We start from the raw sequence: 24,814 nt of genomic DNA, 5'->3' as shown, positions 1-24,814 counted from the left end.
GCTCACCCCAGCCAGACCGCCGTGTCCGGCGGCAGGGTGCCGTCCGCCGGCAGCGGCGAACTCGCGATCAGCACCTCGCCCTCCGGGAGCGCGACGCCCTCGCTGCCGGTGTTGAGCAGCACGGTGAGGTCCCCGCGGACCACCCGCAGCACGCCGCCGGTCGCGGATGCGGTCGTCGCCTCGTCCGCGCCCGCGAGCACGTCACGGCGGCTCGCGAGCGCGCGCCGGTAGAAGGCCAGGGTGGAGCCGGGATCGGCCTCCTGCGTCGCCACGGTGAGCCGCGCCCAGTCCTCGGGCTGCGGGATCCACGGCTGCCCGGCGCCCGGGCCGAAGCCGTACGGCGGCCGGTCGCCGGACCAGGGCATCGGCACCCGGCACCCGTCCCGCCCCGGCTCGCCGGTGCGGAACCACGCCGGGTCCTGCCGCGCGTCCGGAGCCACGTCCACCTGCTCGAGGCCGAGCTCCTCGCCCTGGTAGAGGTACGCCGAGCCGGGGAGCGCCAGCATCACCAGCGTGGCCGCGCGGGCGCGGGCGAGCCCGACCCGCCCGCCGCCGTACCGCGTCGGGTGGCGGACCACGTCGTGGTTGGACAGCACCCAGGTGGGTGCGGCGCCGGCCGCAGCCACGGCGGCGATGGAGCCGGTGATCACCTCGGCGAAGTCCGCGGCCGCCCAGCGGGTGCCGAGCCAGCCGAAGTTGAACGCCTGGTGCAGCTCGTCGGGACGGACGAAGCGCGCCATCGACTCGGCGGTCTGGGTCCACGCCTCCGCCACGGCCATCCGGTCGCCGGGGTAGGAGTCGAGGACGCGACGCCAGCGGCGATAGACGTCGTGCACCTCCGGCTGGTCCCACATCGGCTCGTCCTCCACCACCCGCTCGACCATGGAGCCCGCCTTCTTGCGCTCCGTCTCGCGCACCTGCTGGTCGCGCAGCGACTCCTCCTTGACGAGGCCGTGGGCGACGTCGATCCGGAAGCCGTCGGCGCCCCGGTCGAGCCAGAACCGGAGCACGTCCTCGAACATGTCGCCGACCTCGGGGTTGCGCCAGTCGAGGTCGGGCTGAGTGGCGTCGAACAGGTGCAGGTACCACGGCCCCGGGGTGCCGTCGGGCTCGGTGATCCGGGTCCAGGCCGGCCCGCCGAACACCGACTGCCAGTTGTTCGGCGGCTCCTCGCCGTGCTCGCCGCGCCCGTCGCGGAAGAGGTAGCGGGCGCGTTCCGGCGAGCCGGGCGGCGCCGCCAGCGCGGCCCGGAACCACGGGTGCTGGTCGGAGGTGTGGTTGGGCACCAGGTCGACGATCACCCGCAGCCCGAGGCCGTGCGCGGTGTCGAGGAGCGTGTCGACGTCGTGGAGGGAGCCGAAGAGCGGGTCGACGTCGCGGTAGTCGGCGACGTCGTAGCCGTGGTCCTTCTGCGGCGAGGTGTAGAACGGCGTGATCCACAGCGCGTCCACGCCGAGGTCCCGCAGGTAGGGCAGCCGCGCGGTGATGCCGGGGAGGTCCCCGACGCCGTCGCCGCCGTCGGGGTGGGCGTCGGCGAAGCTGCGCACGTAGACCTGGTAGACGACGGCGTCGCGCCACCACGGCGCGGACCCGGGCGCGGTCACCGGAAGCCCGCCGGGTCGATGGCGATCCAGACGTGCTCGGCGGCGGCGACCACCTCGTCGCCCGGCCGGTAGAGGGTGGCCGCGGTGAACGTCTTGCGCCCGTCGGTCCGGCGCACCTCGCCGACCACGACGTGGCGCTCCTCGGGACGCGGCAGGCTGTGGAGCTCGACGGTCATCCGCCCGAGCACCAGCGGCCGCTCCTCCAGGTCGCTGGCCCAGGCGCTGGGGCAGTCGAGCGCCGCCCAGGTCACCGGCACGTCGCTCTCCGGCGGCGTCCAGGTGGCGGCCACCCGGGGGCCGGCCCCGTCGGCGACCGGACCGGCGAAGATCCGCAGCCCGTCACCGGGCTCGCGGGCGGTGCCGCAGACGAAGCAGCTGGGGAAGGGGTGGCTGCGGTGCCCGGCGTACGACGCCTCCGCCGCCTCCGCCTCGGCGACGCCCACCGGCGCGACGGGGATCGGCCGCTGCTCCGCCGGCCGCGCCTCGGCGACGGTGCGCCCGTCGTGGCTGAGGACGGCGACGCCGGTGTCGGAGGCCTCCGCGCCGGTGCGCACGTCGAGGGGCACCTCGAGCGGCGGTGGCAGCCGCAGCGTCACCGTGAGCGCGGCACCCGGGTCCGGCGACCTGGCGGCCAGCGCGCCGGCGACCCAGCCGCCGTTGCCGGAGGTCGGTGGGCCGTTGAACCGGCGCGGGACGGTGAGGGTCGGCACGGGGCCCAGCCTCCCATCCGGGCGCAAGCGGTCCGCGCCGAGCCGCGACGTGCCCGGCTTCCCCTGAATAGGTCAGAATGGCGGCGTGAGCGATCTCATCGACACCACCGAGATGTACCTCCGCACGATCTACGAGCTGATCGAGGAGGGCATCGTCCCGCTCCGGGCCCGGATCGCCGAGCGGCTGCACCAGAGTGGGCCCACGGTGTCGCAGACGGTCGCCCGCATGGAGCGCGACGGCCTGCTGACCGTCGAGGGCGACCGCCACCTCGAGCTCACCGAGGAGGGTCACCGGCTGGCGACCCGGGTGATGCGCAAGCACCGCCTCGCCGAGCGGCTGCTCACCGACGTGATCGGCCTGGACTGGGAGCTCGTCCACGAGGAGGCGTGCCGCTGGGAGCACGTGATGTCCGAGACCGTCGAGCGCCGCCTGCTCGACCTCCTCGACCACCCCACCGAGTCGCCCTACGGCAACCCGATCCCGGGGCTCGACGAGCTGGGCGAGCAGACCCTCGGCGAGCACTTCATGACCGACGTCGAGCCGCTGTCGAAGGCGGCGACCCCGGAGAGCTCGCGCGCGCTGGTGCGCCGGATCTCCGAGGAGATGCAGAAGGACGAGTCGCTGATGAGCGCCATGCGCCGTGTCGGCGCGCTGCCGGACAAGACGATCACCATCCAGGCCACCGCCGACGGCGTGCTGGTCGGCGCGGGCGGCGAGACCGCGGAGATCTTCCCCGAGGCCGCCGACCACATCTTCGTCAAGCGGCTGTAGTCGGCGGGCGGCGCGCGGCCCTGGCGGCGGCCAGCCGGGGCAGCCACTGCGACGTCCCGGCGTCCACGGTCCGGGTCGCCAGCGCGTCACCACGAGTCGCGCCCCGGTTGAGGATCACCACGGGCACCCCGAGCTGGGCTGCGCGGCGGACGAACCGCAGCCCGCTCATCACGGTGAGGCTGGAGCCCGCGACCAGGAGCGCGCCTCCCGCCGCGGCGAGCCGCTCGACCGCCGCGTAGCACCGCTCCACCCGCGGCTTCGGCACGTTCTCGCCGAAGAAGACGACGTCCGGCTTGAGCGTCCCGCCGCACTCCGCACAGCCGGGCACCACGAAGTCCGCGGTGTCGTCGAGGTCGACGTCGCCGTCGGGGCGGACCTCGACGTCCGCGTGCCGCGCTGCCCAGCCCGGGTTCGCGGCCTCGAGCCGACCCTGCAGGCCGGCCCGGGGCGTCGTACACCGGCAGGAGAGGCAGACCACGTCGGCGATCCGGCCGTGCAGCGCCACGAGCCGCGGTGTGCCGGCCGCCTCGTGCAGGCCGTCGACGTTCTGGGTGATCACCAGGTCGGCGCCGAGCGCGGCGACGGCGCGGTGGCCGCGGTTGGGCTCGGCCTGCCTCATCCGGGACCAGCCGAGGTGGCTGCGGGCCCAGTAGCGCCGCTGCGCGTCGGCGCCGGAGACGAACTCCTGGTAGGTCATCGGCATCCGCGCGGGCGCACCCGGGCCGCGGTAGTCCGGGATGCCGGAGTCGGTGGAGAGGCCGGCGCCGGTCAGCACCACGAGCGGCCGGTCGGCCAGCAGGTCGAGGGCCTCGTCGGCGAGGGGTGCTGCAGTCACGGCCCCAGCGTACGGCGGCCTCAGCCCTCGATCAGCGGGACGAAGCTGTAGCGGCCGTGCCGCTCGACGGTCGGTTGGTCCGGCGACCGGGTGATCCGCAGCATCTCGCCGTGCACCGGCCCCACGAGGACGCCGGTCTCGGTCAGCTGCTCCACCAGGGCCGTCGGGACGGCCGCGGCGTCGGCCGACACCAGGATCCGGTCGTACGGCGCCCCGGCGGGCCAGCCCAGCACGCCGGGCTCGGCCTGGTGCAGCTCCACGCCGGCCACGCCCGCGAGGTTGCCGCGCGCCAGCTCGAGCACCTCGGGGATCAGCTCGACGCCGACGACCCGGCCCTCCGGTCCGACCAGGTGGGCGAGCAGCGCGGACGTCCAGCCGGAGCCGCAGCCGACGTCGAGCACCCGGTCGCCGGGCCTCGGACCCAGGAGCTCGAGCATGTTGCGGACCGTCGTGGGCTGGGAGTTGGTGACGCCGTGGCCGAGCGGCAGCGGCCGGTCGGCGCCGGCGTGGTCCCGCTGGCCCGCGGGCAGGAACGGCTCCCGGGGCACCGCCCCGAACGCGTCCGCCACCCGTCCCACGGCTCAGCCGTAGCGCAGCCGCGCCCGCTCGCGCGCCTTGGCCGCCTCCACCTCGCGGTCCTTCGGCGGGGCGGTGGTGACCAACTCGTCGAGCAGGTGCTGGGTGACGTGGGCGATCTCGGCCACCGCGCGGTCGAAGGCGGCCTGGTTGGCCTGGCTCGGCTTCGTCGTACCGCTGACCTTGCGGACGTACTGCAGCGCGGCCGCGGTCACCTCGTCGCGGGTGGCGGGGGGCTCGAAGTTGTGGAGCGTGCGGATGTTGCGGCACATGCCTCCGAGAGTACGCCGGACGGCGCCGCTCAGAGCTCGAAGAACTGCGCCTTCTCGCCGGTCACCAGGACGACCCGGCCGTCCGGCAGCGGAACGGCGCGCACCTCGTCGACGTCCCGGCCGTACTCGACGCGGACCAGCCGCTCGTGCAGGCGGCCGTGCCGCAGCTTGAGGACGGAGACGTAGCCGACCCGTCGGCCGGCCCACCGCTCGACGACGGTGAGGACCGTGCGGCGGTCGGGCAGCCAGGTGAACGCGCGCGGGTCGAACCCGGCGCGCGCCTCGAAGCGCGGGCCGTAGCCGTGCACGTCGAGCCGCCGCACGTTCCGCAGGTCGCGGACGTCGAAGAGGCCCACCTGCGCGCCCCAGCCGCCCTTGCCGTCGGGCCCCTCCCCGACGCCGATCATGCGCCAGCTCCCGAGCGGGTGGAGGTAGGAGGAGAAGCCGGGGATCTTCAGCTCACCGAGCAGCGTCGGCCGCGCCGTGTCGGTGAGGTCGACCGCGTAGAGCGGATCGACCCGCCGGAAGGTCACCAGGATCACCAGGTCGTCGAACCAGCGCACCGACTCGATGTCCTCGTTGCGACCGAGCCTGGCGAGCCGGCCGTGCTCGACCAGGTCGTCGCCCTCGCGGCGGAAGGTGACGATCGCGTTGTGGTTGCCGGTCTCGGAGGTCGGCCCGACCGCCACCCGCAGCACGCCGTCGGCCTCGTCGACCGACCACCGGTCGCGGACGGCGCCCTCGACCTCTCCGGAGGCGACGTGGGTGGCGGCGGCGCCGGCCAGCGCGAAGTCGAACAGGTACGACGAGCCGTCGTCCTCCGGAGCGGCGATCAAATAGAGGTGGTCGTCGGACTCGTACGCGATCGGCGCCGCACCGGCCAGGCCGATCGCCTCCACCTCGCCCGCGGATCGGGCGTCGAAGCCGACCACGCTCGTCGTGTCGAGGGCGAGCTCGTCGGGTGGGATCGCGACGTCGGTGCAGTCCAGCAGCCGCTGAACCCGGTCACCGCTGCCGCTCGTCACCGCGATCGTGGGCAGCCAGTCGTCCATCGTCGACCTCGCCACCATCCGCCGGTTGTGCCGCAGGGCCCGCTTCGCGCTCCGCCTCCCGTTCGGCTCGACGAAGGCGAGGTCGGGCAGGCCGGAGGACAGGACCAGCCGGACGACGGAGCCGTGCTGCCGGGCGGAGAGCAGCGCGGCGTCGTACCTCACCTCGTCGACGATGGTGGGCCGCGCCGGGTCGGCGATGGAGACGGTGACCACCCGGGCGCCGGGGGCGTCCGCGGCCCGGTCGTCCGCGCCGACGGCCACCACGGTGTCGCCGCTCAGCAGGATCTCCGCGTCCTCCAGGCCGGGCAGGTCGAGGGTGGACAGCTCCTCGGTGACGGAGCCGGTCACGTCGTACGCCGTCAGCTCGTCGTCGCGCACGGTGAGCAGGAGATCGCCGTCGGTCTTGACCGTGTCGGGCTCGTCGACGGCGGCCTCCTGCACGTTGGTGCCGGTGTCGCTGTTGACCTGCCGCTCGGTCCGCGGTGCGCGGCCGGCCGTCTTGAGGCCGCCGTCGCGTGCGGCGTTGACGTCACCGACCTCGTGGGCGTAGATCGCAGGCTCCCAGCCCCAGGGGCCGACGACGTCGAGCGCTCGCGCCACGTAGGAGTCCAGGAGCTCGTCACACGACTCCGCCGCGGCCAGGTCGGCCTGGAAGGCCGCGTGCCTCGGCAGCCGCTCGGCGCCGGGGGGCGTGACCTCGCCGCCGCCGGCCAACAGGGCGCCTGCCGCGAGCGCGCCGGCCACCACGGTGACGGCCGCCGCGGTGAGGAGCGGGCGCACGACGATCCGCCTGCCTGTCGGCCGCGCGGCACCGGCGGCGAGGATCGCCCGCACCGGCGGCTCGCCGGCGGGGTAGTCCTCCCAGAGGCGTTCGAGGTCGGTCATCGCGGTCCCCCTCCGGACAGGTCGAGCAGGTGGTCGCTGGTGGCGAGGTGCGCCAGCGCACGGGACAGCCGGCTCTTGACCGTCCCCGGCGGCACGCCGAGCGCCTCTGCGGTCTGTCGCTCGCTGAGCTGGACGAAGTAGCGCAGCACCACCACGTCGCGGTTCGGCTTGGTCAGGGTGCCGAGGGCCCGGTGCACCGCGTCGGCGACAGCGACCGCCTCCGACGCGTCCGCGGTGACCCCGTCGGCGCGCCGGTCCTCGTCGTGGGTCTGGGTGGTGCGCCACCAGCGGGTGCGTCGCACGTCGCGCAGGCAGTTGAGCAGCATCCGGTAGACGTAGGCGTCGCGGTTCTCCGCGCCGGCGACCCGGTCCCAGCCGGTGTAGCACCGCACCAGGGTGGTCTGGGCGAGGTCCTCAGCCTCGTGCGGCCGGGCGCCGAGGAACACGGCGGCTCGCACCAGGGTCGGCCAGCTTCGCGCGACGTAGTCGGCGTAGGCCGCCTCGCTCTCGGGGTCCACGGGCTCTCCGTCTGTCGGGGCTGCTGAACCTATGACGGGCGCCTGCCGAGCCGGGGTTCCATCGACTTTCGGCCGGGTGCGAGGATCGGGCGCATGGCCGACAGCTCCCGCCCCTATGACGTGGTCCTCTTCGGCGCGACCGGGTTCACCGGCGGCCTCACCGCCGACTACCTCGCTGAGCACGGACCGGCCGACCTGCGCTGGGCCCTCGCCGGGCGCAGCCAGCAGAAGCTGGAGAAGGTGCGTGACCGGCTTGCCGGCAGCAACCCGGCGCTGGCCGAGCTGCCGCTCCTGGTCGCCGACGCCTCCGACGCCGACGCGCTCGCCGACGTCGCTCGGGCCACCCGGGTGGTGGCCACCACCGTCGGGCCCTACCTGGAGTACGGCGGCCCGTTGGTGGCCGCCTGTGCGGCCGCCGGCACCGACTACGTCGACCTGACCGGGGAGCCGGAGTTCGTCGACCGCACGTACGTCGAGCACCACGCGACCGCCGAGACCAGCGGGGCGCGGTTGGTGCACGCCTGCGGGTTCGACTCGATCCCGCACGACCTCGGCGCCTACTTCACCATCAAGCAGCTCGCCGACGAGCTGGGTGGCGAGATCGACGGGCCGGTGCGGATGCGCGGCGTCGTGCGGTCCCGCGCCGCGTTCTCCGGTGGCACGTTCCACTCGGCGATGACGGCGTTCTCGCGGGCACGCCAGATGAAGGAGGCGTCCGCGGCCCGGCGCCGGATGGAGCCGCGGCCCGAGGGCCGCCGGTCCCGTGCGAGCGTGGGCAAGCCGATGCGCGACGGCGACCTGGGCTACTGGCTGCTGCCGCTGCCGACCATCGACCCGTTCGTCGTGGCGCGGAGCGGGGCGGCGCTGCCGTCGTACGGACCGGACTTCACCTACTCCCACTACGCCGGCACCAAGACCCTGCGGTACGCCGCCGGCGGCGCGGTCGGCGTCACCGGCCTCACGCTCGCAGCGCAGGTGCCGCCCCTGCGCAACCTGCTGCTGAAGAAGGTGCCGCAGGGGGAGGGGCCCTCCGACCAGCGGCGGGAGAGGTCGTGGTTCACCGTCGACTTCGTCGCGGAGAGCGACGGCGCCGAGGTGCACACCCGCGTCTCCGGTGGCGACCCGGGCTACACCGAGACGGCCAAGATGCTGGCGGAGTCGGCGATGTGCCTGGCTCTCGACGACAATCCCAACGTCTCCGGCCAGGTGACCACGGCGACCGCGATGGGCGACGCCCTGCTCGACCGGCTGCAGCGGGCGGGCATCCGCTTCGAGCGGGTCTGACTCGGCCTCGCCGCGGAACTGCAACAGGTTCTAGGATCCGCGGATGAGCTCCCGCACCCCCGAGGAGGCCGTGCTCGGCCTCTGGCGCACGCTGTCGGCCCGCGACTGGGACGGCATCGCCGACTGGGTCACCGACGACTGCATCTACGTCGACATGCCGGTCGGTCCGACCGCCGCGGCGAAGGGTCCGGTCGACATCGTCCGCCGGCTGCAGACCGGGCTCCTCGAGCTCGCGGGCTACGAGAACTTCGACGGCACGCTGGTCAGCGACGGCACGAACGTCCTGTACGAGCACTCCGAGACGTGGCGGTTCACCTCCGGCGAGGTGGTGCACCTGCCGTTCGTCACCGTGCACAAGGTGCGCGACGGCAGGGTCGCGCTGTGGAAGGACTACTGGGACTTCGGGACCGTCGCGAACGCGGCGCCGGCGGACTGGATGGAGAAGCTGATGGCGGCCGACACCTCCTGGATCTACGACGCCACGGGCGAGATCTGACCGCTGGTCGCCTCGCCGGTGGCGGCCGGGGCCTGCGGCAGCACCGGCGGCGTCGGTACGCCAGCCCGGAGGAAGGACCCCGTCCGCTCCCGGCCGACGGTCTCCGTGGGGCGCCCCTCGAGGAAGACCGCCCGGCCGCTGACGAACACGGCGTCGACGGTCGCGTCGTTGCGGTTGACCATCCGCGACAGGTTGCCGAACTGGGGCACCGGCGCCTCGTGGTAGTCGTCGAGGGTCGCGTCCAGCCGCTCCGGGTCGAGCACGAACAGGTCGGCGCGGTCGCCCTCGCGGATCCGGCCGGCGTCGACGCCGTACCAGTCGGCGAGCTCGCCGGTGAGCCGGTGCACCGCCGCCTCGACGGTCATGAACGGCTTCCCGGCCTGCGCAGCGGTGTGCACGTGGCGCAGCAGCCGCAGCCCGAAGTTGTAGAAGGCCATGTTGCGCAGGTGGGCGCCGGCGTCGGAGAAGCCGATCTGGATGCCGGGGTCGCTGGCCAGCTTCTTGAGCAGCTCGGGCCGGTGGTTGCTGATCGTCGTCCGCCACCGGACCTGCTTGCCGTGCTCGAGCACGAGGTCGAGGAACGCGTCCACGGGATGCACCCCGCCGCGCTCGACGCCCACCTGACCGAAGGACTTGCCGACCACCGAGGCGTCGGGGCACTCCACGATCTCTGCGTCGAAGAAGTCGCGGTGCCACACGCGCGGGCCCCACTTGCTGTCGTAGTCCTTGCGGAACCAGCGGCGGTACTCCTCGTCGCGCAGCAGCTCGTTGCGCGCCACCTCCTCCTGGAGGTGGAGGGCGGCCGCGCCGGAGCCGAACTCCTCGAAGATCACGAGGTCGATCCCGTCGGCGTACACCTCGAACGGCACCGGCAGGTGTTGCCACCGGAAGTCGCCGCCCAGCCAGTTCACCAGGCGGGCGAGGGGGCCCATGATGTGGATGACCGCCGGGATCGCCTTGATGTCGGCCGCGGACAGCAGGCTGGTGCGCAGCGCCGGCCGGCCCAGGCCGATCGAGCGCAGGGCGTTCTCGACGATGGTGAGCGGGTTCTTGATGTCAGGGCCGGCCTGCATCACGCGGCTCCGCTTGCGCAGGTGGCGGGTGAGGCGGCGCATCTCGCGGCGCTTCGCATACGTCGAGGGAAGGGTCCGGGACCGGCAGCGGTCGCCGTCGACCTTGTCGAAGAGCAGCTGCTGCGCGGACATCCCGACGAAGCCCTCGCGGAGGGCGTCGACGAGCATCCGCTCCATCGCGACCTGCTCCCTGTGGGACGGCTGGATCTCCTTGCGGGTGGCGCGGTCGAGGCCCATCACCGCGGTGCGCATGTCGGAGTGGCCGATCATGGCCGCGACGTTCGGCCCGAGCGGCCGGCGCTCGAGGGCCTCGATGTACTCCCCGGCCGTGCTCCAGTCCTTGTGCCGCTCCACGGCCCGGATCGCGTCCATCCGCGGAATGGCCTCCACCCGGCCGAACAGGTCGCCGGCGTCGACGCCGCCGACGTGGACGGTGGACAGCGAGCAGGAGCCGAGCAGGATGGTGGTCACGCCGTGGCGCAGCGACTCGGTCAGCGCCGGGCCGTCGAGGATCTCGATGTCGTAGTGGGTGTGGATGTCGACCAGACCCGGCAGCACCCACTTCCCCGTCGCGTCGAGCACCTGCGGGCAGCCGGCCGCGTCCAGCGGCGTCTCCGACACGGCCGCGATGCGCCCGGCCCTGATCCCGACGTCGCGCACGACGCCGGGCGTCCCGCTTCCGTCGAAGTACGTGCCGTTGCGCAGGATCGTGTCGAACGGCGCGGTCTCGGTGGGGGGCATCGGCTCACCTCTCGCTGACAGCCGGGGTCTCCGAGCCTAGTGAGCGCGCTCACAATTGGCGAGCCTTCAACGAGGTTGCCCCGGTCGGCGACCGGCCCAGGGACGCAGCGACGGCCGGCCGGGCTGGGCCCGGCCGGCCGTCTGGTGGGGTTGCTCAGCGCGTACGACGCGCCACCCGCTGGCGGACCAGCAGGGAGCCGGCCGCCGTGGCCAGCCCGCCGCCCGCGAGGACCCAGGCGAGCGCCAGGTCGCCGTCGTCCTGCACCGGGCCGGCACCGGCGTCGATCCGCTCCGGCACCGGCACGTCGTCGACCTCCTGGTCGACCTCCGGGGACTGCGCCGTCTCGTTCGGCGCCTGCTCCTTCTCCGGCGCCTTCTTGCCGGGCTTGTCGGCCGGCGTGTCACCGGGCTTGTCACCGGGCTGGTCGCCGGGCTGGTCGCCGCCGTCGGGAATGGCGACCTCGCCCGGGCCGGGCAGGTCCGGACCGTCGCCGGGGTTGGGGCCGTCCTTGTCGCCCGGGATCTGCGGACCCGGCTCGTCGTCCTCGTCGGGGTTGGTGATGTCGCCGGGGCCGTGCGGCTTCGGGTCCTCGTCGTCCTCGGGGTTGGCGATCTCACCGGGGCCCTGCGGCTTGGGGTCCTCCTCCGGCTCCGGGTTGGCGATGTCACCGGGGCCCTTCGGGTCGACGACACCGGGGGAGACCTGGAACGGCAGGTCGGTGCCGTTGTCCCCGGCGTGGGCAGCGCCGGCGCCGACACCGAGGGCGAGGGCGGCGAGCGGGGCGGCGACCAGGAGGCGGACGCTGGTGCGGGTGGTGGCGTGCATGATGTGCTCCTTGAGAGGTGGGGACGACCTCCCTGGTCGTCCTCGGCTTGGCTTCGTGGTGGTAGGAGCACGAAGGACAGCGGACCTTGCAGATTTCCTTGCGAGATTCCTGGAGAAGTTCTCCGGGAGCGTTCGGGCCGCCTCGTCCGGGCGGTCAACGGGCTCCAGGCATGCCTCTGGCCCCACCTGGCGGTGGGGTCCGGGGCGTGGTGCCTAGCCGGGGCAGGGTGGGCCGGTCTGGATGGGCCAGGGTCGGGTGTCGTGGTCGGGCGGCGGGCCGTGCACGGTCTCGTCGAGGTGGACGGGTGGGTCGAGGGTGCGGGTGCCGGTGTGGTCGACCAGGAAGTGCCGCCCGTTCGGCGTGATCCACAGGTAGGTGCCGGGTTGGACGATGACGTAGCGCCAGGTGGAGAACGTCTTCGCCCGATGATGGGCCCGACAGGCGGGGACGAGGTTGCACGGACACGTCACCCCGCCCCGGTTGTACGGGAGGGCGTGGTCGAGGTCGCAGCGACTGGCGCGGCGGCCGCACCAGGGGAACGCACAGTGGTGGTCGCGCAGCTCGACCTGGTGGCGGTGGCGGTCGGGGATCTCGTAGGAGTCGACCGGGGTGTGGCCGGCGAGGTCGATCACCGGCCGCACGACCACCGTCGTCCCAGAAGTGCCGAGCCACCCGCGGATCTGTGCGACGGTGATGGGGCGTTGCTGGTCCTCCCACCGCCCCACCGGCGCAACCTGCTCATCCGAGCTCCCGGTGATGGCGGCATCCGAGACATGCACGTTCAGCACGGCCTTGCGGCCGGGCGATGCGGTGGTGACCTCGCCGGTGGACTCGTCGACGGTCTCGAGGTCGAGGGTGAGGTCGTTGCGGGCGAGGTCGCCGACGGCGACCGCCCGCCGCACGTCGAGCGACCCGTCGTGCCCGAGCTTGCCGAGGAGGACGGCGCGGCGGTTGACGGCGGTGTCGAGGTCGGCACCGTCAGCGGCGTCCAGGACCCCGTCGACCTGCACCACGCCGTCGGTGACGTGGTCGAGGTGGACGTCGAACCGCCGGGAGTCCGACGACTCCTCACGCCGGGCCTCAGCGGCTTCGGGGTCGTAGAGGGTGATCGCTTCGTCGATGTGGTGCTCGACCTCCCGCCAGGAACAGGACCGGATGTGTGGGGCGAGCTTGCGGTCGACGTGCGCAGCGGCCTCGAGGCTGAGGTCGTGGGTGAGGTCGGCGACCCGCTCGGCCTTCCACGGCGCACACCGTCCGGCGAGGACGGCGGCGTAGATGCGCTTGAGCCGCCACGCACACCCGATCACCCGACCGACATACGCCCGGCCACCGTCGGGGGTGCGCTCGAGGGTGGCGATGAGCTCCATCAACGCGAACTCCGACACCAGTGGCGCACCTGGGCCGGCGATCGGGATCCCGGTGTCCACATACCCCTCGATCAGCGTCGCGGCGCCCTCCTCGCAGTCCACGATGTTCTGGTCGGCCCAGGCGGTGATCACCTGCCACTCCCGGATCAGCGAGGCACGTCGGGCCCGGACCTCACTGGCCGCGTGGGCGAGCAGCTCGACGGTCGAGCAGCCGTCGTACTGCCCCTCCGCGTCGCTGTGGTTCCCGAGCTCCATGACGCCCATCAAAGCACCACGCGCCGACACAACCCCGGGCCGGAAACCCGCCTGGGGACAGGCGATTCGCCGTCCGGAGCTGTGGACGGAAAGTGGCGGGAACCGGCCCCACTGCCCGACTGTGCGGACCTACGGAACCCGCCTCATCGCCTACGGAAGGCGACCCGGCAACGCGACCCAGCCCCAACGCGAAGCCTCCCGCCGTAAAAGCCCTTACGGCCCTGTACCGCTACGTAACCGCAGGCCACGAACAGTCCCCCCGAGAGGTCCACGCAGAGCGGGCGAGAGCACTCACCCCACCGGCGCAGTCGACACCGTCGACACCAGACGCGCATAGACCACGGTGTTGTCGGGATAGCCCCGCTCGGGATCCCGCTCACCACCGCAGGTGATCAGCCGCAGCAGGGGCGCGTCGGTCGCCGGCCAGATCCGGTCGGCGGGGAGCCGGTCCTTGGGTGCGGCCTCCACGCCGTCGACGACGAAGGTGGCGACGGCACCGGGCCGGTGGATCCGGATCTCGTCGCCGGGGCGGAGCGTCGCGAGCTCCCAGAACACGTCGGGTCCGGCGGGGCCGTGGACGTGGGCGACGACGACGGCGCCCCCGGCCTCGCCCGGTCGCGGCCCGAGCCGGTACCACGCGGCGGCGCCGAAGTCGGGGGTGTCGAACGACCCGTCCTCCTTGAGGCCACGGCCGGTGAGCCGCTCGTCGACGCCGATGGCGGGGACCTCGATCCGGGTCGGTGGCGGGACGCGCGCGTCAGCGGGCGCCCCCGCCTCCGGCGGTACGACGACCGGCGGCACCGAGCTGGACGGCGGGGACGCCGGGGCCGCCGCCGTCGGCGGTGCCGGGGTCGACCCCGCAGGATCGGCCGGCCCGGGGACGAGCAGGGTGAGTGCGCCGAGGGCGCCCATGACCAGGCCCAGCAGGACGCCGAGGGTGGCGGTGATCCGGGCGGTTCGTGCCGTCGTACTCATGCAGGTGGGAGCACGCCGGCCCCCGAACCTTGCAGGTTTTCCTGGTCTGCTCAGCCGGGACAGGGGTCGACGTGCACGGTGCGGCTCCGCGTCGACCGGTGCCCCCCGCGGTCGGTCGCGGTGACCGTCACCCGGACCGACCCGCCGACGGGGAAGGGGCCGATCGTCGCGCGCCACCGGCCGCCGCCGCGGGCCATCGGCTCGCGGCCGCTGCCGCTCGGTCCCGACCACGACACCTGAGCCGCGTCGACGCCCTGCGCGTCGGTGATCGTGGTCGACACGGCGCGGCTGGTGCAGTCGGTGCCGCGCACGGCGAGCGCGCCGATCACCGGCAACCGGTCGACGGTGAGGCGCACGGTGACGAGCACCGTCCCGCCGTCCCACGTCACCGCGACCTCCCCGCTGTGGCCCCCCTCCGGCAGGACCGACCGGTCGGCGGTCACCCGCAGCGTCGTGGCGGCCCCCGGCCCGAGGGTCCGGGTGCCCGGCTCGGCGCCGAGCCAGCCGGCCCGCGGCGTCACCGCGAGGGTCAGGGCGGCGCCGCCGGTGTTCCGCAGTCGCACGCTCCCGGAGGAGGCACGGGCGCCGAGGTCGACCAGCCGCGTGGACGCCTCGAGCGACGCCGCCGCGGGCGCCGTGGGCCGTGCGCTGGTCGCGGTGGTGGTCTCGGTCGCCGTCGGGGAGTCGGTCGGTGTGGCCGACCCCTGCTCGGTCGCGCCGCCGGTCGGGGCGGAGGTGGTGACCGGATCGGCGACCTCGGTCGGCTCGGCTAACCCTGTCGTCGGGCCGGGCTCGACGCTCGTCGCCGGGTCCGCCGCCACCAGGTCGTCTCCCGAGCCCGACGACCAGGCGAGCACGCCCCAGCCGCCGACCACGAGCAGCAGCGCGACCGCCGCGACGAGCACGCCCCGCCGCCAGATCCCGCCGGACCCGCCGAATCCGCCGAGTCCGCCGGACCCGCCGGACCCGCCGGCCCCGCGGGCCCCGCCGGTCGAGGGATGCGCCACGTAGTGGGAGACCAGGCGCGGGTCGTCGAGCACCCGGTCGCGCAGCGACAGCGGCGCGGCGAAGGCGGGCACGCCCGCGAGCAGGGCGAGGGGACTGGCGAGCACCCGGCGCCGGCTCTCGCACAGGTCGCAGCCGTCGATGTGGCGGGCCACGCGCTTGCGGATCAGCGGTGAGAACCGGCCATCCCAGTCGCGGAGCAGCTCGGCCAGCGGCTCGCAGTCGCGGTTGCCGCGGCGGGCGACCAGCAGCGCACCCAGCGACCGCTCCACCTGGTCGCGGGCGCGGCTCAGCATGACGTAGGCGTTGGCGGCGGTCACGTCCATCGCGGTCGCGAGCTCGGCGCCCTCGAGCCCCTGGCGCAGGTGGAGGTCGAGGAGCACCCGGTCGCGGTCGTTGAGGCCCTCGACGGCCGCCCACACCAGCTCGCGAAGCTCGTCCTCGACCGCTGCCTGCTCGACCTGCTGCTCGGGGCCGCCGGAGGCGTCAGGCATGGCCGCCAGCCACTCGTCGTCGTGCGCCTCGCGCGCGCGGCCGCGCAGCGTGCGCAGGCACTCGTTGCGCACCACCGAGTAGAGCCAGGGCCGCAGGCTGGCCGGGTCCCGCAGCTGGCCGAGCTTCTCCGCCATCACCACGAACGAGTCGGCCACGCAGTCCGCGGCCTGCTCCCGGCTGCGCAGCATGGAGTACGCGAAGTCGTAGAGCCGGTCGGCATAGCGCTCGTAGACCTGGGCGAACGCCTCCCGGTCGCCGGCCAGCACGCCGGCGACCAGCTCCGCGTCCCCCGGGGGTGCGGCCGCGCTCATGGCGTGATGCTACGTACGTCGGGCGCCGCCGGCCTGGTGCTTCGCACATCGGTCCCTCTCGCTCTCGGTGTCGTCGACACGGGTGAGAGCGCGCGCGGACCGCGACCTTGCAACTATTCCGCCGTCAGACCGGCGTGATCGGCAGCGACTTCCTGGGCTGGAACTCGAACGCGGTGCCGGTGCTGAACCGGGTCACCGCCACCTCCTCGGCCTCCATCGCGGGCACCTCCCGCAGCACGACCCGGAGCCGCCACGCCTCGTCGCCGAGGTCCTCGACCTCCACGTCGAGGCGGGCGTCGAGCCCGCGCACGGTCGCCTGCAGGGCCGCGGTCCACTCCGGCCCGCACAGCGAGATCCAGGCGCCGTCCTCGTGCGCCGGGCCCGGCCGCACGACGACGCCGTCGCCGGAGATGTCCGCGGCGACGTACGCCGCCGGGTTCAGCAGCGGGTGTACGGCGAGCAGCCGGCCGGCCGCCGCCACCAGATCGTCCTGGTCGATGAGCCCGAGCGCCCGGGCGATCCGCTCGGAGCCGATGCCGGTGACGCCGACCAGCTGCTTGCGGCGGATCCGGAGCAGCTCGTCGTCGGTCTCCGTGCGCTCGGCGACGGCCATCGCGAAGGCACGGTCGAGCAGGTGCATCTGCAGGCACACCTCGTCGGCGATCCGCACGAGCGCGGACTTCGAGAACGCGCCGAAGTCGAGGTCGGACAGCAGCGGCCCGCCGTAGTCGCCGTTGCCCTCGTCGGCGGGGTCGACCGGGTCCAGCTCCACGGTCGCGGCGCGCGACCGCTGGTTGAGAGCCAGTGCCGGGATGCCCTCGGCGTCCGGGTGCGACTCGTCGATGATCACCGTCCACGCGCAGTGCGGGCGGCCGGGGTCCGCCTTCTGCTCGGTGGTGCGGGGCGGCCGGTGGATCGGCCGCACCTGCGCCTTGGGGTTGGTGGCGATCGCGGTGGCGTCGAAGGTCGGGTCCTCGATGTCGTGGCACATGCCCCGGACGTAGTCCTCGCCCATCGGCTCGACATCCATCAGCGCACCGCAGTGGTCGAGCCGGAACTCGCCGTGCCACGGGTCGTGCACGGTGTAGCGGAAGTCCATGAACTGCGGGGGCGCGCCGATGTCGAGCTGCAGGCCCTTGAAGATGGTCACCACGTCACCGGTGCCCTCGGCCTGCGGCGCGTAGCCGAGCGCCCGCTGCATCCGCCGGGTGTAGATCGGGCTCGCGGCGGCCCACTCCTCGATCGCGATCTGCAGCATCTCCTCGCGGCCGAAGGTCGCGATGCACCACGCCATGCCGGAGCGGTCGATGAGCTGGCCCATCAGCAGCAGCTCCGGCACCAGGACGGCGAGCTCCTCGCGGGTGAGGTCGGCGTAGCGGCTGGGCATCGATCAGCCCCCGGTCAGGCCGAGCCGGCCGGCGAGCTTGTCGAGCGCGGCCACGACCACCTCGGGCTCCGCGTCGGGGACGCCCCAGATCAGCTCGGAGGCGCCGGCGGCCGTCCAGTCGGCGAAGTCCTCCTCGGTCGGCCTCCTGGCCACGAGGATGCGGATGTCCGGCTCGCCGGCGCGGCCGGCCTCGGCCCACTCCTTGCGCAGCAGGTCGGCCTTGGCCGCCACGTCGGTCTCGATGGGCGTGGTCATCCAGCCGTCGGCGTGGCGGGCGATCCAGCGCATCGTCTTCGGGCCGCCGCCGGCGCCGATGACGACGGGGATCCGGCCCTGCGGAGGCTTCGGGTAGGCCCAGCTGGGTCCGAACGAGACGTACTCGCCGTCGTACGACGCCTCCTCCTCGGTCCACAGCGCGCGCATCGCCTCGAGATACTCCTTCAGCACGGTGCGGCGACGCTCGGCCGGCACCCCGTGGTCGGCGAGCTCGTCGGTGTTCCAGCCGAAGCCGGCACCGATCGACACCCGGCCGCCGGAGAGGTGGTCGAGGGTGGCCAGCGTCTTGGCCAGCGTGATCGGGTCGGACTCGACCGGGAGGGCGACCGCGGTGGACAGCCCGATCCGGGTGGTGACCGCGGCGCACGTCGCCAGCGAGACCCAGGGATCGAGGGTGCGGAGGTAGCGGTCGTCGGGCAGCTCCTCGCCGCCGGTGGGGTGCAGCGCGTCGCGGCGCACCGGGATGTGGGTGTGCTCCGGCACGTAGATCGTGTCGAACCCCCGGTCCTCGGCGGCCTTCGCGAGGTCGGCCGGCGCGATGCCGCGGTCGGAGGAGAACAGGACGATGCCGTTGCGCATGCCAAGCCTTTCGGTCGCTGCGTGGCCCGCGGCGGCGAGCCAGCGGGTCGAGTCTAGAACTGGTTCTACTTCAGGTGCTTGCCCTCGGCGCGGATGTCTCCTATGTTGGACACATGTCCAGTCAGGTGTTCGAAACGCCGCGCCAGGGGCTCAACCGCCGCCAGGCCGAGACGGTCGAGCGACTCATGGTCGCCGGGCTCGAGGAGCTGCGGGCCGTCGGTCACGAGGCGCTGACGGTGCGCACCGTGGCCCAGCGCGCCGGGGTGTCGCCGGCGACGGCGTACACCTACCTCGCGTCGAAGAACCACCTCTTCGCTGAGCTCTTCTGGCGCCACCTGACCGACGAGGACGCCACGGAGCCGGTGCCCGGAGAGACGCCGGTCGAGCGGCTGCAGCACACCGTGCGCGCGCTCACCGCGCGGATCGTCGAGGAGCCGGCCCTGGCCGCCGCGGTGACCCCCGCCCTGCTCGGGAGCGACCCCGACGTGGCGCGGCTGCGGCTGCGGATCGGCGGCGAGTTCCTGGCCCGGTTCGAGGCCGCGCTGCGCCGGCCCGACCGGCCCGACGAGCCGGCCGATCCGGCCGTGCTGGAGGTGCTGGTGCTGACCTTCTCCGGCGCGCTGCTCCAGGCCGGCATGGGGCTGATGACCTACGACCAGATCGCCGAGCGCCTGGTCTCCGCCGTCGACGTGATCCTGCGAGGCAACCTGTGATGGCCGGCCCCTCCACCTCCGCCCCGTCCGGCCCCTCCGCCACCCTGCCGTCCAGCGGGCCGCTCCTCTTCGACCCCTACGACTACGGCTTCCACGAGGACCCCTATCCGCTCTACCGGCGGCTGCGCGACGAGGACCCGGTGCACCACAACGAGCGCGACGACATCTGGGTGCTCTCCCGGCACGCCGACGTCAACGCCGCCCTCCGCGACGACGTCACCTTCTCCAACCGGATGGGGGTGTCCCTCGACGCGACCGCGTGGAGCCCCGACGCCCACAAGGTGATGTCGTTCCTGGCGCTCGACGGCGCCGAGCAGTCCCGGATCCGCAAGCTCGTCTCCGCCGCCTTCACCCCGCGCCGGGTCCGGGAGCTGGAGCCCGAGGTCCAGCGGCTCACCGACCACTACCTGGCGGCGACCCTGGCGGCCAACGCCGAGCGCGGCGAGGCCGACTGGATCGCGGACTTCGCCGGCAAGCTCCCCATGGACGTGATCTCCGAGATGATGGGCGTGCCGGTCGCCGACCGCGACGAGGTACGACGCCTCGCCGACCTGGTCGTGCACCGCGAGGACGGCGTCCGCGACGTGCCGCAGGCCGGCATGGAGGCGTCGGTGGAGCTGATGACCTACTACGCCGAGATGGTCCGGCAGCGCCGCAGGCAGGCGACCGACGACCTCACCTCCGCCCTGGTGCGGGCCGAGCTCGACGGCGACCGGCTCCGCGACGGCGAGATCATGGCGTTCCTCTTCCTCATGGTGGTGGCCGGCAACGAGACCACCACCAAGCTCCTCGGCAACGCGCTGTTCCACCTCTCGGCGCACCCCGCGCAGCGCGACGAGGTGCTGGGCCGACCGGACGACCCGGGCACCCTGGTGGTGCCCTGGATCGAGGAGACCCTGCGCCACGACACCTCGAGCCAGATGCTGGCGCGCTACGTCGTCGAGGACGTCCAGATGCACGGTGTCACCATCCCCGGCGGCTCGAAGGCGCTGGTGCTGCTCGGCTCCGCCAACCGCGACGAGCGGGTCTTCACCGAGCCCACCGTCTACGACATCCACCGCGACAGGGCCGAGCTCAGCCAGATCCTCAGCTTCGGCACCGGGCGCCACTTCTGCCTCGGCGCGAACCTCGCCCGGCTCGAGGCGCGGGTCGTGCTCGAGGAGCTGGTCCGCCGCGTCGAGCACCTCGAGGTGCACGCCGACCGGGCGGTCCGGGTGCACTCCACGTCGGTGCGGGGGTTCGCCTCCCTGCCCGTGACCTTCACCGAGCGCAGGGGAGGCTGAGGTGGGCAAGGCCGCCAAGTACGTCCAGCCCGAGCGCCGACCGGCCGTCGTCGCCGGCGCTTCCGCGGGGATCGGCGCCGAGACCGCGCGGGCACTGGCCGCCGCCGGCTTCCCGGTGGCGCTCGGCGCACGACGGGTCGAGAGGTGCGCGGAGCTCGCAGCCGAGATCCGCGCCGAGGGCGGCGAGGCCGTCGCCCACGACCTCGACGTGACCGCGGAGCAGTCGGTCGCCGACTTCGCGGCGAAGGTCGCCGCCGACCTCGGCGACGTCGAGGTCGTGATCAGCAACGCCGCGCTGATCGGTCCGGGCGCCCTGCTCGACACCGACGTCGACCGGCTCCGCCGCGAGCTCGACGTCAACGTGCTCGGCCCGCACCGCCTGGTGCGGGCGTTCGTGCCGGCGATGGTCGAGCGCCGTCGCGGCGACATCGTCTTCGTCTCCTCCGACGTGGCCGTTCGCGCGCGCCCGTTCATGGGCGGCTACAGCGCCACGAAGTCCGGCCTCGAGGGACTGGTGGCCTCCCTCCAGATGGAGCTCGAGGGCTCCGGTGTGCGCGCGTCCGTCGTACGGCCCGGCCCCACCTGGAGCGAGATGGGCATGGACTGGGACCCCGACCAGGCCGCCCACGTGCTCAACCAGTGGGTCAAGTGGGGACATGCCCGCCACTCCCACTTCCTCAAGGCCCGGGCGATCGCCGACGCCGTCACCACCGTCGTCAGCGCCCCGCGGGGCGTGCACATCAGCCCCGTCGACGTGAACCCCGAAGCTCCCGTGGAGGACTGACATGGTCTCGACCAGCCCCTCGACCGGCCCCTCGACCAGCCTGCTGGCCGCCATCCCCGAGGTGTCGACCGTCGTCGACGACCAGGGAGCCGACGTGCCCGACATCATCAGGGGCACCGGCCACCTGCCGGAGATGCGGGTCGACCCGATCGCCCTGTTCCACCGGGTCCGCGAGGAGTGCGGCGACGTCGGCCGCTTCCGCATCGCCGACAAGGACGTGGTGCTGGTCACGGGCGCGGAGGCCAACGAGGCCTTCTTCCGGGCTCCGGACGAGCTGCTCGACCAGGCGGCGGCGTACCCCTTCATGACGCCGATCTTCGGCAAGGGCGTGGTCTTCGACGCCTCGCCGGAGGAGCGCCAGCAGATGCTGAAGAACCAGGCCCTGCGCGGCGACATGATGCGCGGCCACGCCCGGACCATCGAGGCGGAGATCCGCCGGATGGTGGCCGACTGGGGCGACGAGGGCGAGATCGACCTGCTCGACTTCTTCGCGGAGCTGACCATCTACACCACCTCCGCGTGCCTGATCGGCAAGCCGTTCCGCGACCAGCTCGACGGCTCCTTCGCCGAGATCTACCACCGCCTGGAGCGCGGCACCGACGCGATCGCCTACGTCGACCCCTACGCCGACATCGAGAGCTTCCGGATCCGCGACGAGGCCCGCGAGGAGCTGGTCGCCAAGGTCCAGGCGATCCTCGACGACCGCCTCGCGCGGGGCGAGGCCGCCAAGGAGGACCGCGACCTGCTCGACGTGCTGATCGCGGTCGGCATGGACGCCGACTACATCACCGGCATCTTCATCTCGATGATGTTCGCCGGCCACCACACCAGCAGCGGCACCGCGAGCTGGGCGATGATCGAGCTGCTTCGCCACCCCGACGTGATGGCCGACGTCGTGCGCGAGCTCGACGAGCTCTACGCCCCCGGGGACGACGGGGCCGCCCCGGAGGTGTCGTTCCAGGCGCTGCGGTCGATCCCCGTGCTGGAGTCGGCGCTCAAGGAGACGCTGCGGCTGCACCCGCCGCTGGTGATCCTCATGCGCGTGGTCCAGGAGGACTTCGAGCTGATGGGCCGGACCATCCCCGCCGGCACCGTGGTCGCGGCGTCGCCGCGGGTCTCCAACCGCATCGAGGAGGACTTCCCGAAGGCCGACGAGTTCGACCCGGGCCGCTATCTCGACCCGCGCCAGGAGGACCTCCAGAACCGTTGGACGTGGATCCCGTTCGGAGCCGGCAAGCACCGCTGCGTCGGCAACGCCTTCGCGATGATGCAGATGAAGGCGATCTTCTCGGTGATCCTCCGCGACTTCGAGTTCGAGGCCGCGCAGCCGCTGGACTCCTACCGCGACGACTTCACCAAGATGGTCATCCAGCTCGCCCAGCCGGCGCGGGTGAAGTACCGGCGGCGGTCGTGATGCGCGTCGTTGCCGACACCGGCATCTGCCAGGGCCACCAGCTGTGCCAGGGCGAGGCGCCCGACGTCTTCGGGTTCGACGAGGACGCCGACGTGGTGGTGCTCCTCGAGGAGCACCCCGACGAGTCGCGCCGCCCGGACGTCACCCAGGCCGTGAAGTACTGCCCCGCTTTCGCACTATCGATCGAAGAGGACTGACATGAGTGACCTGACCCGCGCGGAGCTCGAGGAGTTCTGGGAGTCCTGGCTGGAGATCAACCGGGAGGCCGAGCGGATCGGCGACTGGCGGATCATGGCCGAGCACTACGCCGAGGACGCCAGCTACGGCTGGATGTACTCCGTCGACGAGCACTTCATGGCCGTCGGCCGCGACCAGATCCGCGACTGGGCGATCGGCATCGAGATGGACGGCTTCGACGGCTGGCACTACGACTACGTCGCCACCGTGATGGACGAGACGAACGGCATGGTCGTCGGCTTCTGGAAGCAGCGCTCGGGCATCCTCAAGGACGAGGCGGACCCGTCGCAGGGCGAGTACGAGATCCTCGGGATCGGCGGCTCCTGGTTCGGCATCGAGCGGCAGGACCGCGGCGCCGACCACCCCGACCACGGTCAGCTGAAGATCGCCTGGCAGCGCGACTGGTTCGACATGCCGTCGACCGCCCACACCTTCATGGAGATCCTGAAGGCAGGGAAGGCCCCCGAGCGGCTGCTGGAGCGGATGAAGGTCACCGGCCACGGCGTGCCCGGCCACTACCACCTCGCCGACATCCCCTCGCCCGTGTGGCCGCCGCCGGTCGAGGAGGGCAGGTTCGTGCAGCAGCCCCCGGTGGAGGTGCAGCGGTGACGGGCTCGACGGCGCTGAGCAACCCGCCCGCCCAGCAGCTGATCGACGGCAAGCTCTGCGGCGCGAGCAGCGGGGCGTCGTACCCCATCCTCAACCCGGCCACCGGCGAGCAGATCGGGCACGCCCCCGACGGCACCGCCGCCGACGTCGACAACGCGATCGCCGCCGCGCGGCGGGCGTTCGACGAGACCGGCTGGTCGACCGACGTCGAGCTGCGCGTCCGGTGCCTGCGCCAGCTGCACCAGGCCCTGCTCGACAACGCCGACGACTTCCGCGCGCTGACCACCGCCGAGGTCGGGATGCCCGGCTTCATGATGGGCGCGGCGGGCTTCGACGTGCCTGTAGAGGGACTGAAGTGGGTGACCGACCTCCTCGAGGGCTACCAGTGGGAGACCGACCTCGGCGTCGCCGAGCCGATGGGCATCCCCACCCGCCGCACGGTGGTGCGTGAGCCGATCGGCGTGGTCGCCGCGATCACCCCGTGGAACGTGCCCAACCAGATCAACCTCGCGAAGATCGGCCCGGCGCTCGCGGCCGGCTGCACCGTCGTGCTCAAGCCGGCGCCGGACACGCCGTGGGTGGCGTGCGAGCTCGGCCGCTTCGTCGCCGAGCACACCGACGTCCCCGCCGGGGTCTTCAACGTGGTCACGCCGCAGGACAACACCGTCGCCGCGCGGCTCTCCAGCGACCCTCGCGTCGACATGGTCTCCTTCACCGGCTCGACCAACACCGGCCGGGCGATCATGGCCGCGGCCGCGCCCACCTTGAAGAAGGTCTTCCTCGAGCTGGGCGGCAAGTCCGCCGCCGTCGTGCTCGACGACGCCGACGTGGCGGCCTCGGCGGGGGCGGCCGCGTTCGCGGCCTGCATCCACGCCGGCCAGGGGTGCGCGATCACCACCCGGCTGGTCGTGCCGCGGGAGAGGTACGACGAGGCGGTCGAGGTCGCCGCTGCCACCATGGAGTCGATCGGCGCCAAGGACCCCGCCGATCCCGGCGCCATCTGCGGTCCCGTCATATCGCGGGCCCAGCGCGACCGGGTCGAGGGCTACCTCCGGCTCGCCGAGCAGGAGGGCGGTCGGATCGTGACCGGCGGCAGGGTGATCGACCAGCCGGGCTTCTGGGTGGAGCCCACCGTGGTCGCCGGCCTCGACAACTCCTCCCGCCTCGCCCAGGAGGAGATCTTCGGCCCGGTGCTCGTGGTGATCCCGCACGACGGGGACGACGACGCCGTCCGGATCGCCAACGACAGCGACTACGGGCTCTCGGGCTCGGTCGACTCCGCCGACCTCGAGCGCGCCCACGCCGTCGCCCGCCGGATCCGGACCGGCACCCTCGCCGTCAACGGCGGCGTGTGGTTCAGCCCCGACGCGCCGTTCGGCGGCTACAAGCAGTCCGGCCTCGGCCGCGAGATGGGCGTGGCCGGGTTCGAGGAGTACCTGGAGATGAAGACGATCGCGGAGCCGGCGTGAGGGGTGTGGC

General features: G+C 73.3%; 24 protein-coding genes. 10 read left to right on the top strand and 14 right to left on the bottom strand.

Features of this window, described 5'->3' with window-relative positions; translation table 11 throughout:
* Positions 1 to 2: 2 nt before the first annotated feature.
* Both ACPOLA_RS00980 and ACPOLA_RS00975 read right to left on the bottom strand, forming a co-directional pair.
* A complete protein-coding gene (locus tag ACPOLA_RS00980; RefSeq protein WP_435768479.1) occupies positions 3 to 1,604 on the bottom strand; it encodes a glycoside hydrolase family 13 protein in 1,602 nt (533 codons plus the stop codon).
* Positions 1,601 to 2,314: a hypothetical protein gene (locus ACPOLA_RS00975; protein WP_435768478.1), complete on the bottom strand. Its 714-nt coding sequence runs from the start codon at positions 2,312 to 2,314 to the stop codon at positions 1,601 to 1,603. Before ACPOLA_RS00975 ends, ACPOLA_RS00980 begins: the two co-directional genes overlap by 4 nt.
* A gap of 85 nt (positions 2,315 to 2,399) precedes the next feature.
* Between ACPOLA_RS00975 and ACPOLA_RS00970 the strand changes: the two genes are divergently transcribed.
* Positions 2,400 to 3,086 (top strand): iron-dependent transcriptional repressor DtxR, encoded by a 687-nt coding sequence (locus ACPOLA_RS00970; protein WP_435768477.1) that lies wholly within the window; start codon positions 2,400 to 2,402, stop codon positions 3,084 to 3,086.
* On the opposite strand, the gene ACPOLA_RS00965 is transcribed toward ACPOLA_RS00970, so the two are convergent.
* The 5 genes from ACPOLA_RS00965 to ACPOLA_RS00945 are packed head-to-tail and all read right to left on the bottom strand — an operon-like array spanning position 3,073 to position 7,224.
* Entirely contained in the window at positions 3,073 to 3,921 is an 849-nt protein-coding gene (locus ACPOLA_RS00965; RefSeq protein WP_435768476.1) for a Sir2 family NAD-dependent protein deacetylase, read from the bottom strand. The genes ACPOLA_RS00970 and ACPOLA_RS00965 overlap by 14 nt on opposite strands.
* Before the next feature lie 20 nt (positions 3,922 to 3,941).
* On the bottom strand, positions 3,942 to 4,499 hold the full coding sequence (locus ACPOLA_RS00960) for a protein-L-isoaspartate O-methyltransferase family protein (RefSeq protein ID WP_435768475.1): 558 nt from the start codon (positions 4,497 to 4,499) through the stop codon (positions 3,942 to 3,944).
* 3 nt (positions 4,500 to 4,502) lie between these two features.
* The gene (locus tag ACPOLA_RS00955) at positions 4,503 to 4,769 is read right to left on the bottom strand and encodes a DUF2277 domain-containing protein (protein ID WP_435768474.1); all 267 of its coding nucleotides are present in this window, start codon (positions 4,767 to 4,769) and stop codon (positions 4,503 to 4,505) included.
* Positions 4,770 to 4,798: 29 nt separating this feature from the next.
* The gene (locus tag ACPOLA_RS00950; protein WP_435768473.1) at positions 4,799 to 6,706 is read right to left on the bottom strand and encodes a beta-propeller domain-containing protein; all 1,908 of its coding nucleotides are present in this window, start codon (positions 6,704 to 6,706) and stop codon (positions 4,799 to 4,801) included.
* On the bottom strand, positions 6,703 to 7,224 hold the full coding sequence (locus ACPOLA_RS00945; protein WP_435768472.1) for an RNA polymerase sigma factor: 522 nt from the start codon (positions 7,222 to 7,224) through the stop codon (positions 6,703 to 6,705). Before ACPOLA_RS00945 ends, ACPOLA_RS00950 begins: the two co-directional genes overlap by 4 nt.
* Positions 7,225 to 7,317: 93 nt before the next feature.
* On the opposite strand from ACPOLA_RS00945, the gene ACPOLA_RS00940 reads away from it, so the two are divergent.
* On the top strand, positions 7,318 to 8,508 hold the full coding sequence (locus ACPOLA_RS00940; protein WP_435768471.1) for a saccharopine dehydrogenase family protein: 1,191 nt from the start codon (positions 7,318 to 7,320) through the stop codon (positions 8,506 to 8,508).
* Between the two features lie 43 nt (positions 8,509 to 8,551).
* Positions 8,552 to 9,004 (top strand): nuclear transport factor 2 family protein, encoded by a 453-nt coding sequence (locus tag ACPOLA_RS00935; RefSeq protein ID WP_435768470.1) that lies wholly within the window; start codon positions 8,552 to 8,554, stop codon positions 9,002 to 9,004.
* Here ACPOLA_RS00935 and ACPOLA_RS00930 read toward each other — a convergent pair.
* From ACPOLA_RS00930 to ACPOLA_RS00900, 7 genes are all read right to left on the bottom strand, one after another.
* On the bottom strand, positions 8,980 to 10,818 hold the full coding sequence (locus ACPOLA_RS00930; protein ID WP_435768469.1) for an N-acyl-D-amino-acid deacylase family protein: 1,839 nt from the start codon (positions 10,816 to 10,818) through the stop codon (positions 8,980 to 8,982). The two genes, ACPOLA_RS00935 and ACPOLA_RS00930, sit on opposite strands and share 25 nt — an antisense overlap.
* 154 nt (positions 10,819 to 10,972) lie before the next feature.
* On the bottom strand, positions 10,973 to 11,644 hold the full coding sequence (locus ACPOLA_RS00925; protein ID WP_435768468.1) for an ICP22 family protein: 672 nt from the start codon (positions 11,642 to 11,644) through the stop codon (positions 10,973 to 10,975).
* 213 nt (positions 11,645 to 11,857) lie between these two features.
* Positions 11,858 to 13,267: an HNH endonuclease signature motif containing protein gene (locus ACPOLA_RS00920; protein ID WP_435768467.1), complete on the bottom strand. Its 1,410-nt coding sequence runs from the start codon at positions 13,265 to 13,267 to the stop codon at positions 11,858 to 11,860.
* Positions 13,268 to 13,558: 291 nt separating this feature from the next.
* Positions 13,559 to 14,242, bottom strand: a complete 684-nt coding sequence (locus ACPOLA_RS00915; RefSeq protein ID WP_435768466.1) for a sortase domain-containing protein — start codon at positions 14,240 to 14,242, stop codon at positions 13,559 to 13,561.
* Between the two features lie 50 nt (positions 14,243 to 14,292).
* The gene (locus ACPOLA_RS00910) at positions 14,293 to 16,053 is read right to left on the bottom strand and encodes a sigma-70 family RNA polymerase sigma factor (protein ID WP_435768465.1); all 1,761 of its coding nucleotides are present in this window, start codon (positions 16,051 to 16,053) and stop codon (positions 14,293 to 14,295) included.
* A 124-nt stretch (positions 16,054 to 16,177) separates the two neighbouring features.
* The gene (locus ACPOLA_RS00905; RefSeq protein WP_435768464.1) at positions 16,178 to 17,440 is read right to left on the bottom strand and encodes a hypothetical protein; all 1,263 of its coding nucleotides are present in this window, start codon (positions 17,438 to 17,440) and stop codon (positions 16,178 to 16,180) included.
* A gap of 3 nt (positions 17,441 to 17,443) precedes the next feature.
* Complete coding sequence (locus ACPOLA_RS00900; RefSeq protein ID WP_435768463.1) at positions 17,444 to 18,295, bottom strand: LLM class F420-dependent oxidoreductase; 852 nt, start codon at positions 18,293 to 18,295, stop codon at positions 17,444 to 17,446.
* 113 nt (positions 18,296 to 18,408) lie between these two features.
* Here ACPOLA_RS00900 and ACPOLA_RS00895 point away from each other — a divergent pair, with 113 nt between their 5' ends.
* The 7 genes from ACPOLA_RS00895 to ACPOLA_RS00865 are packed head-to-tail and all read left to right on the top strand — an operon-like array spanning position 18,409 to position 24,804.
* On the top strand, positions 18,409 to 19,008 hold the full coding sequence (locus ACPOLA_RS00895) for a TetR/AcrR family transcriptional regulator (protein WP_435768462.1): 600 nt from the start codon (positions 18,409 to 18,411) through the stop codon (positions 19,006 to 19,008).
* The gene (locus ACPOLA_RS00890) at positions 19,008 to 20,291 is read left to right on the top strand and encodes a cytochrome P450 (protein ID WP_435768461.1); all 1,284 of its coding nucleotides are present in this window, start codon (positions 19,008 to 19,010) and stop codon (positions 20,289 to 20,291) included. The genes ACPOLA_RS00895 and ACPOLA_RS00890 overlap by 1 nt, the downstream gene beginning before the upstream one ends.
* Before the next feature lies 1 nt (position 20,292).
* The gene (locus ACPOLA_RS00885; protein ID WP_435768460.1) at positions 20,293 to 21,075 is read left to right on the top strand and encodes an SDR family oxidoreductase; all 783 of its coding nucleotides are present in this window, start codon (positions 20,293 to 20,295) and stop codon (positions 21,073 to 21,075) included.
* Between the two features lies 1 nt (position 21,076).
* The gene (locus ACPOLA_RS00880) at positions 21,077 to 22,489 is read left to right on the top strand and encodes a cytochrome P450 (protein WP_435768459.1); all 1,413 of its coding nucleotides are present in this window, start codon (positions 21,077 to 21,079) and stop codon (positions 22,487 to 22,489) included.
* Positions 22,489 to 22,686, top strand: a complete 198-nt coding sequence (locus ACPOLA_RS00875; RefSeq protein ID WP_435768458.1) for a ferredoxin — start codon at positions 22,489 to 22,491, stop codon at positions 22,684 to 22,686. The genes ACPOLA_RS00880 and ACPOLA_RS00875 overlap by 1 nt, the downstream gene beginning before the upstream one ends.
* 1 nt (position 22,687) lies before the next feature.
* The gene (locus tag ACPOLA_RS00870) at positions 22,688 to 23,335 is read left to right on the top strand and encodes a hypothetical protein (protein ID WP_435768457.1); all 648 of its coding nucleotides are present in this window, start codon (positions 22,688 to 22,690) and stop codon (positions 23,333 to 23,335) included.
* Positions 23,332 to 24,804 carry an aldehyde dehydrogenase gene (locus ACPOLA_RS00865; RefSeq protein WP_435768456.1) on the top strand — a complete coding sequence of 491 codons (1,473 nt, stop codon included), beginning with the start codon at positions 23,332 to 23,334 and terminating at the stop codon, positions 24,802 to 24,804. The genes ACPOLA_RS00870 and ACPOLA_RS00865 overlap by 4 nt, the downstream gene beginning before the upstream one ends.
* Positions 24,805 to 24,814: the final 10 nt, after the last annotated feature.

The organism is Nocardioides proteolyticus (assembly GCF_051280635.3).
GTDB lineage: Bacteria > Actinomycetota > Actinomycetes > Propionibacteriales > Nocardioidaceae > Nocardioides.
Note: the sequence above shows the minus strand (reverse complement) of the source record. Positions and strands in the feature narration are given on the sequence as shown.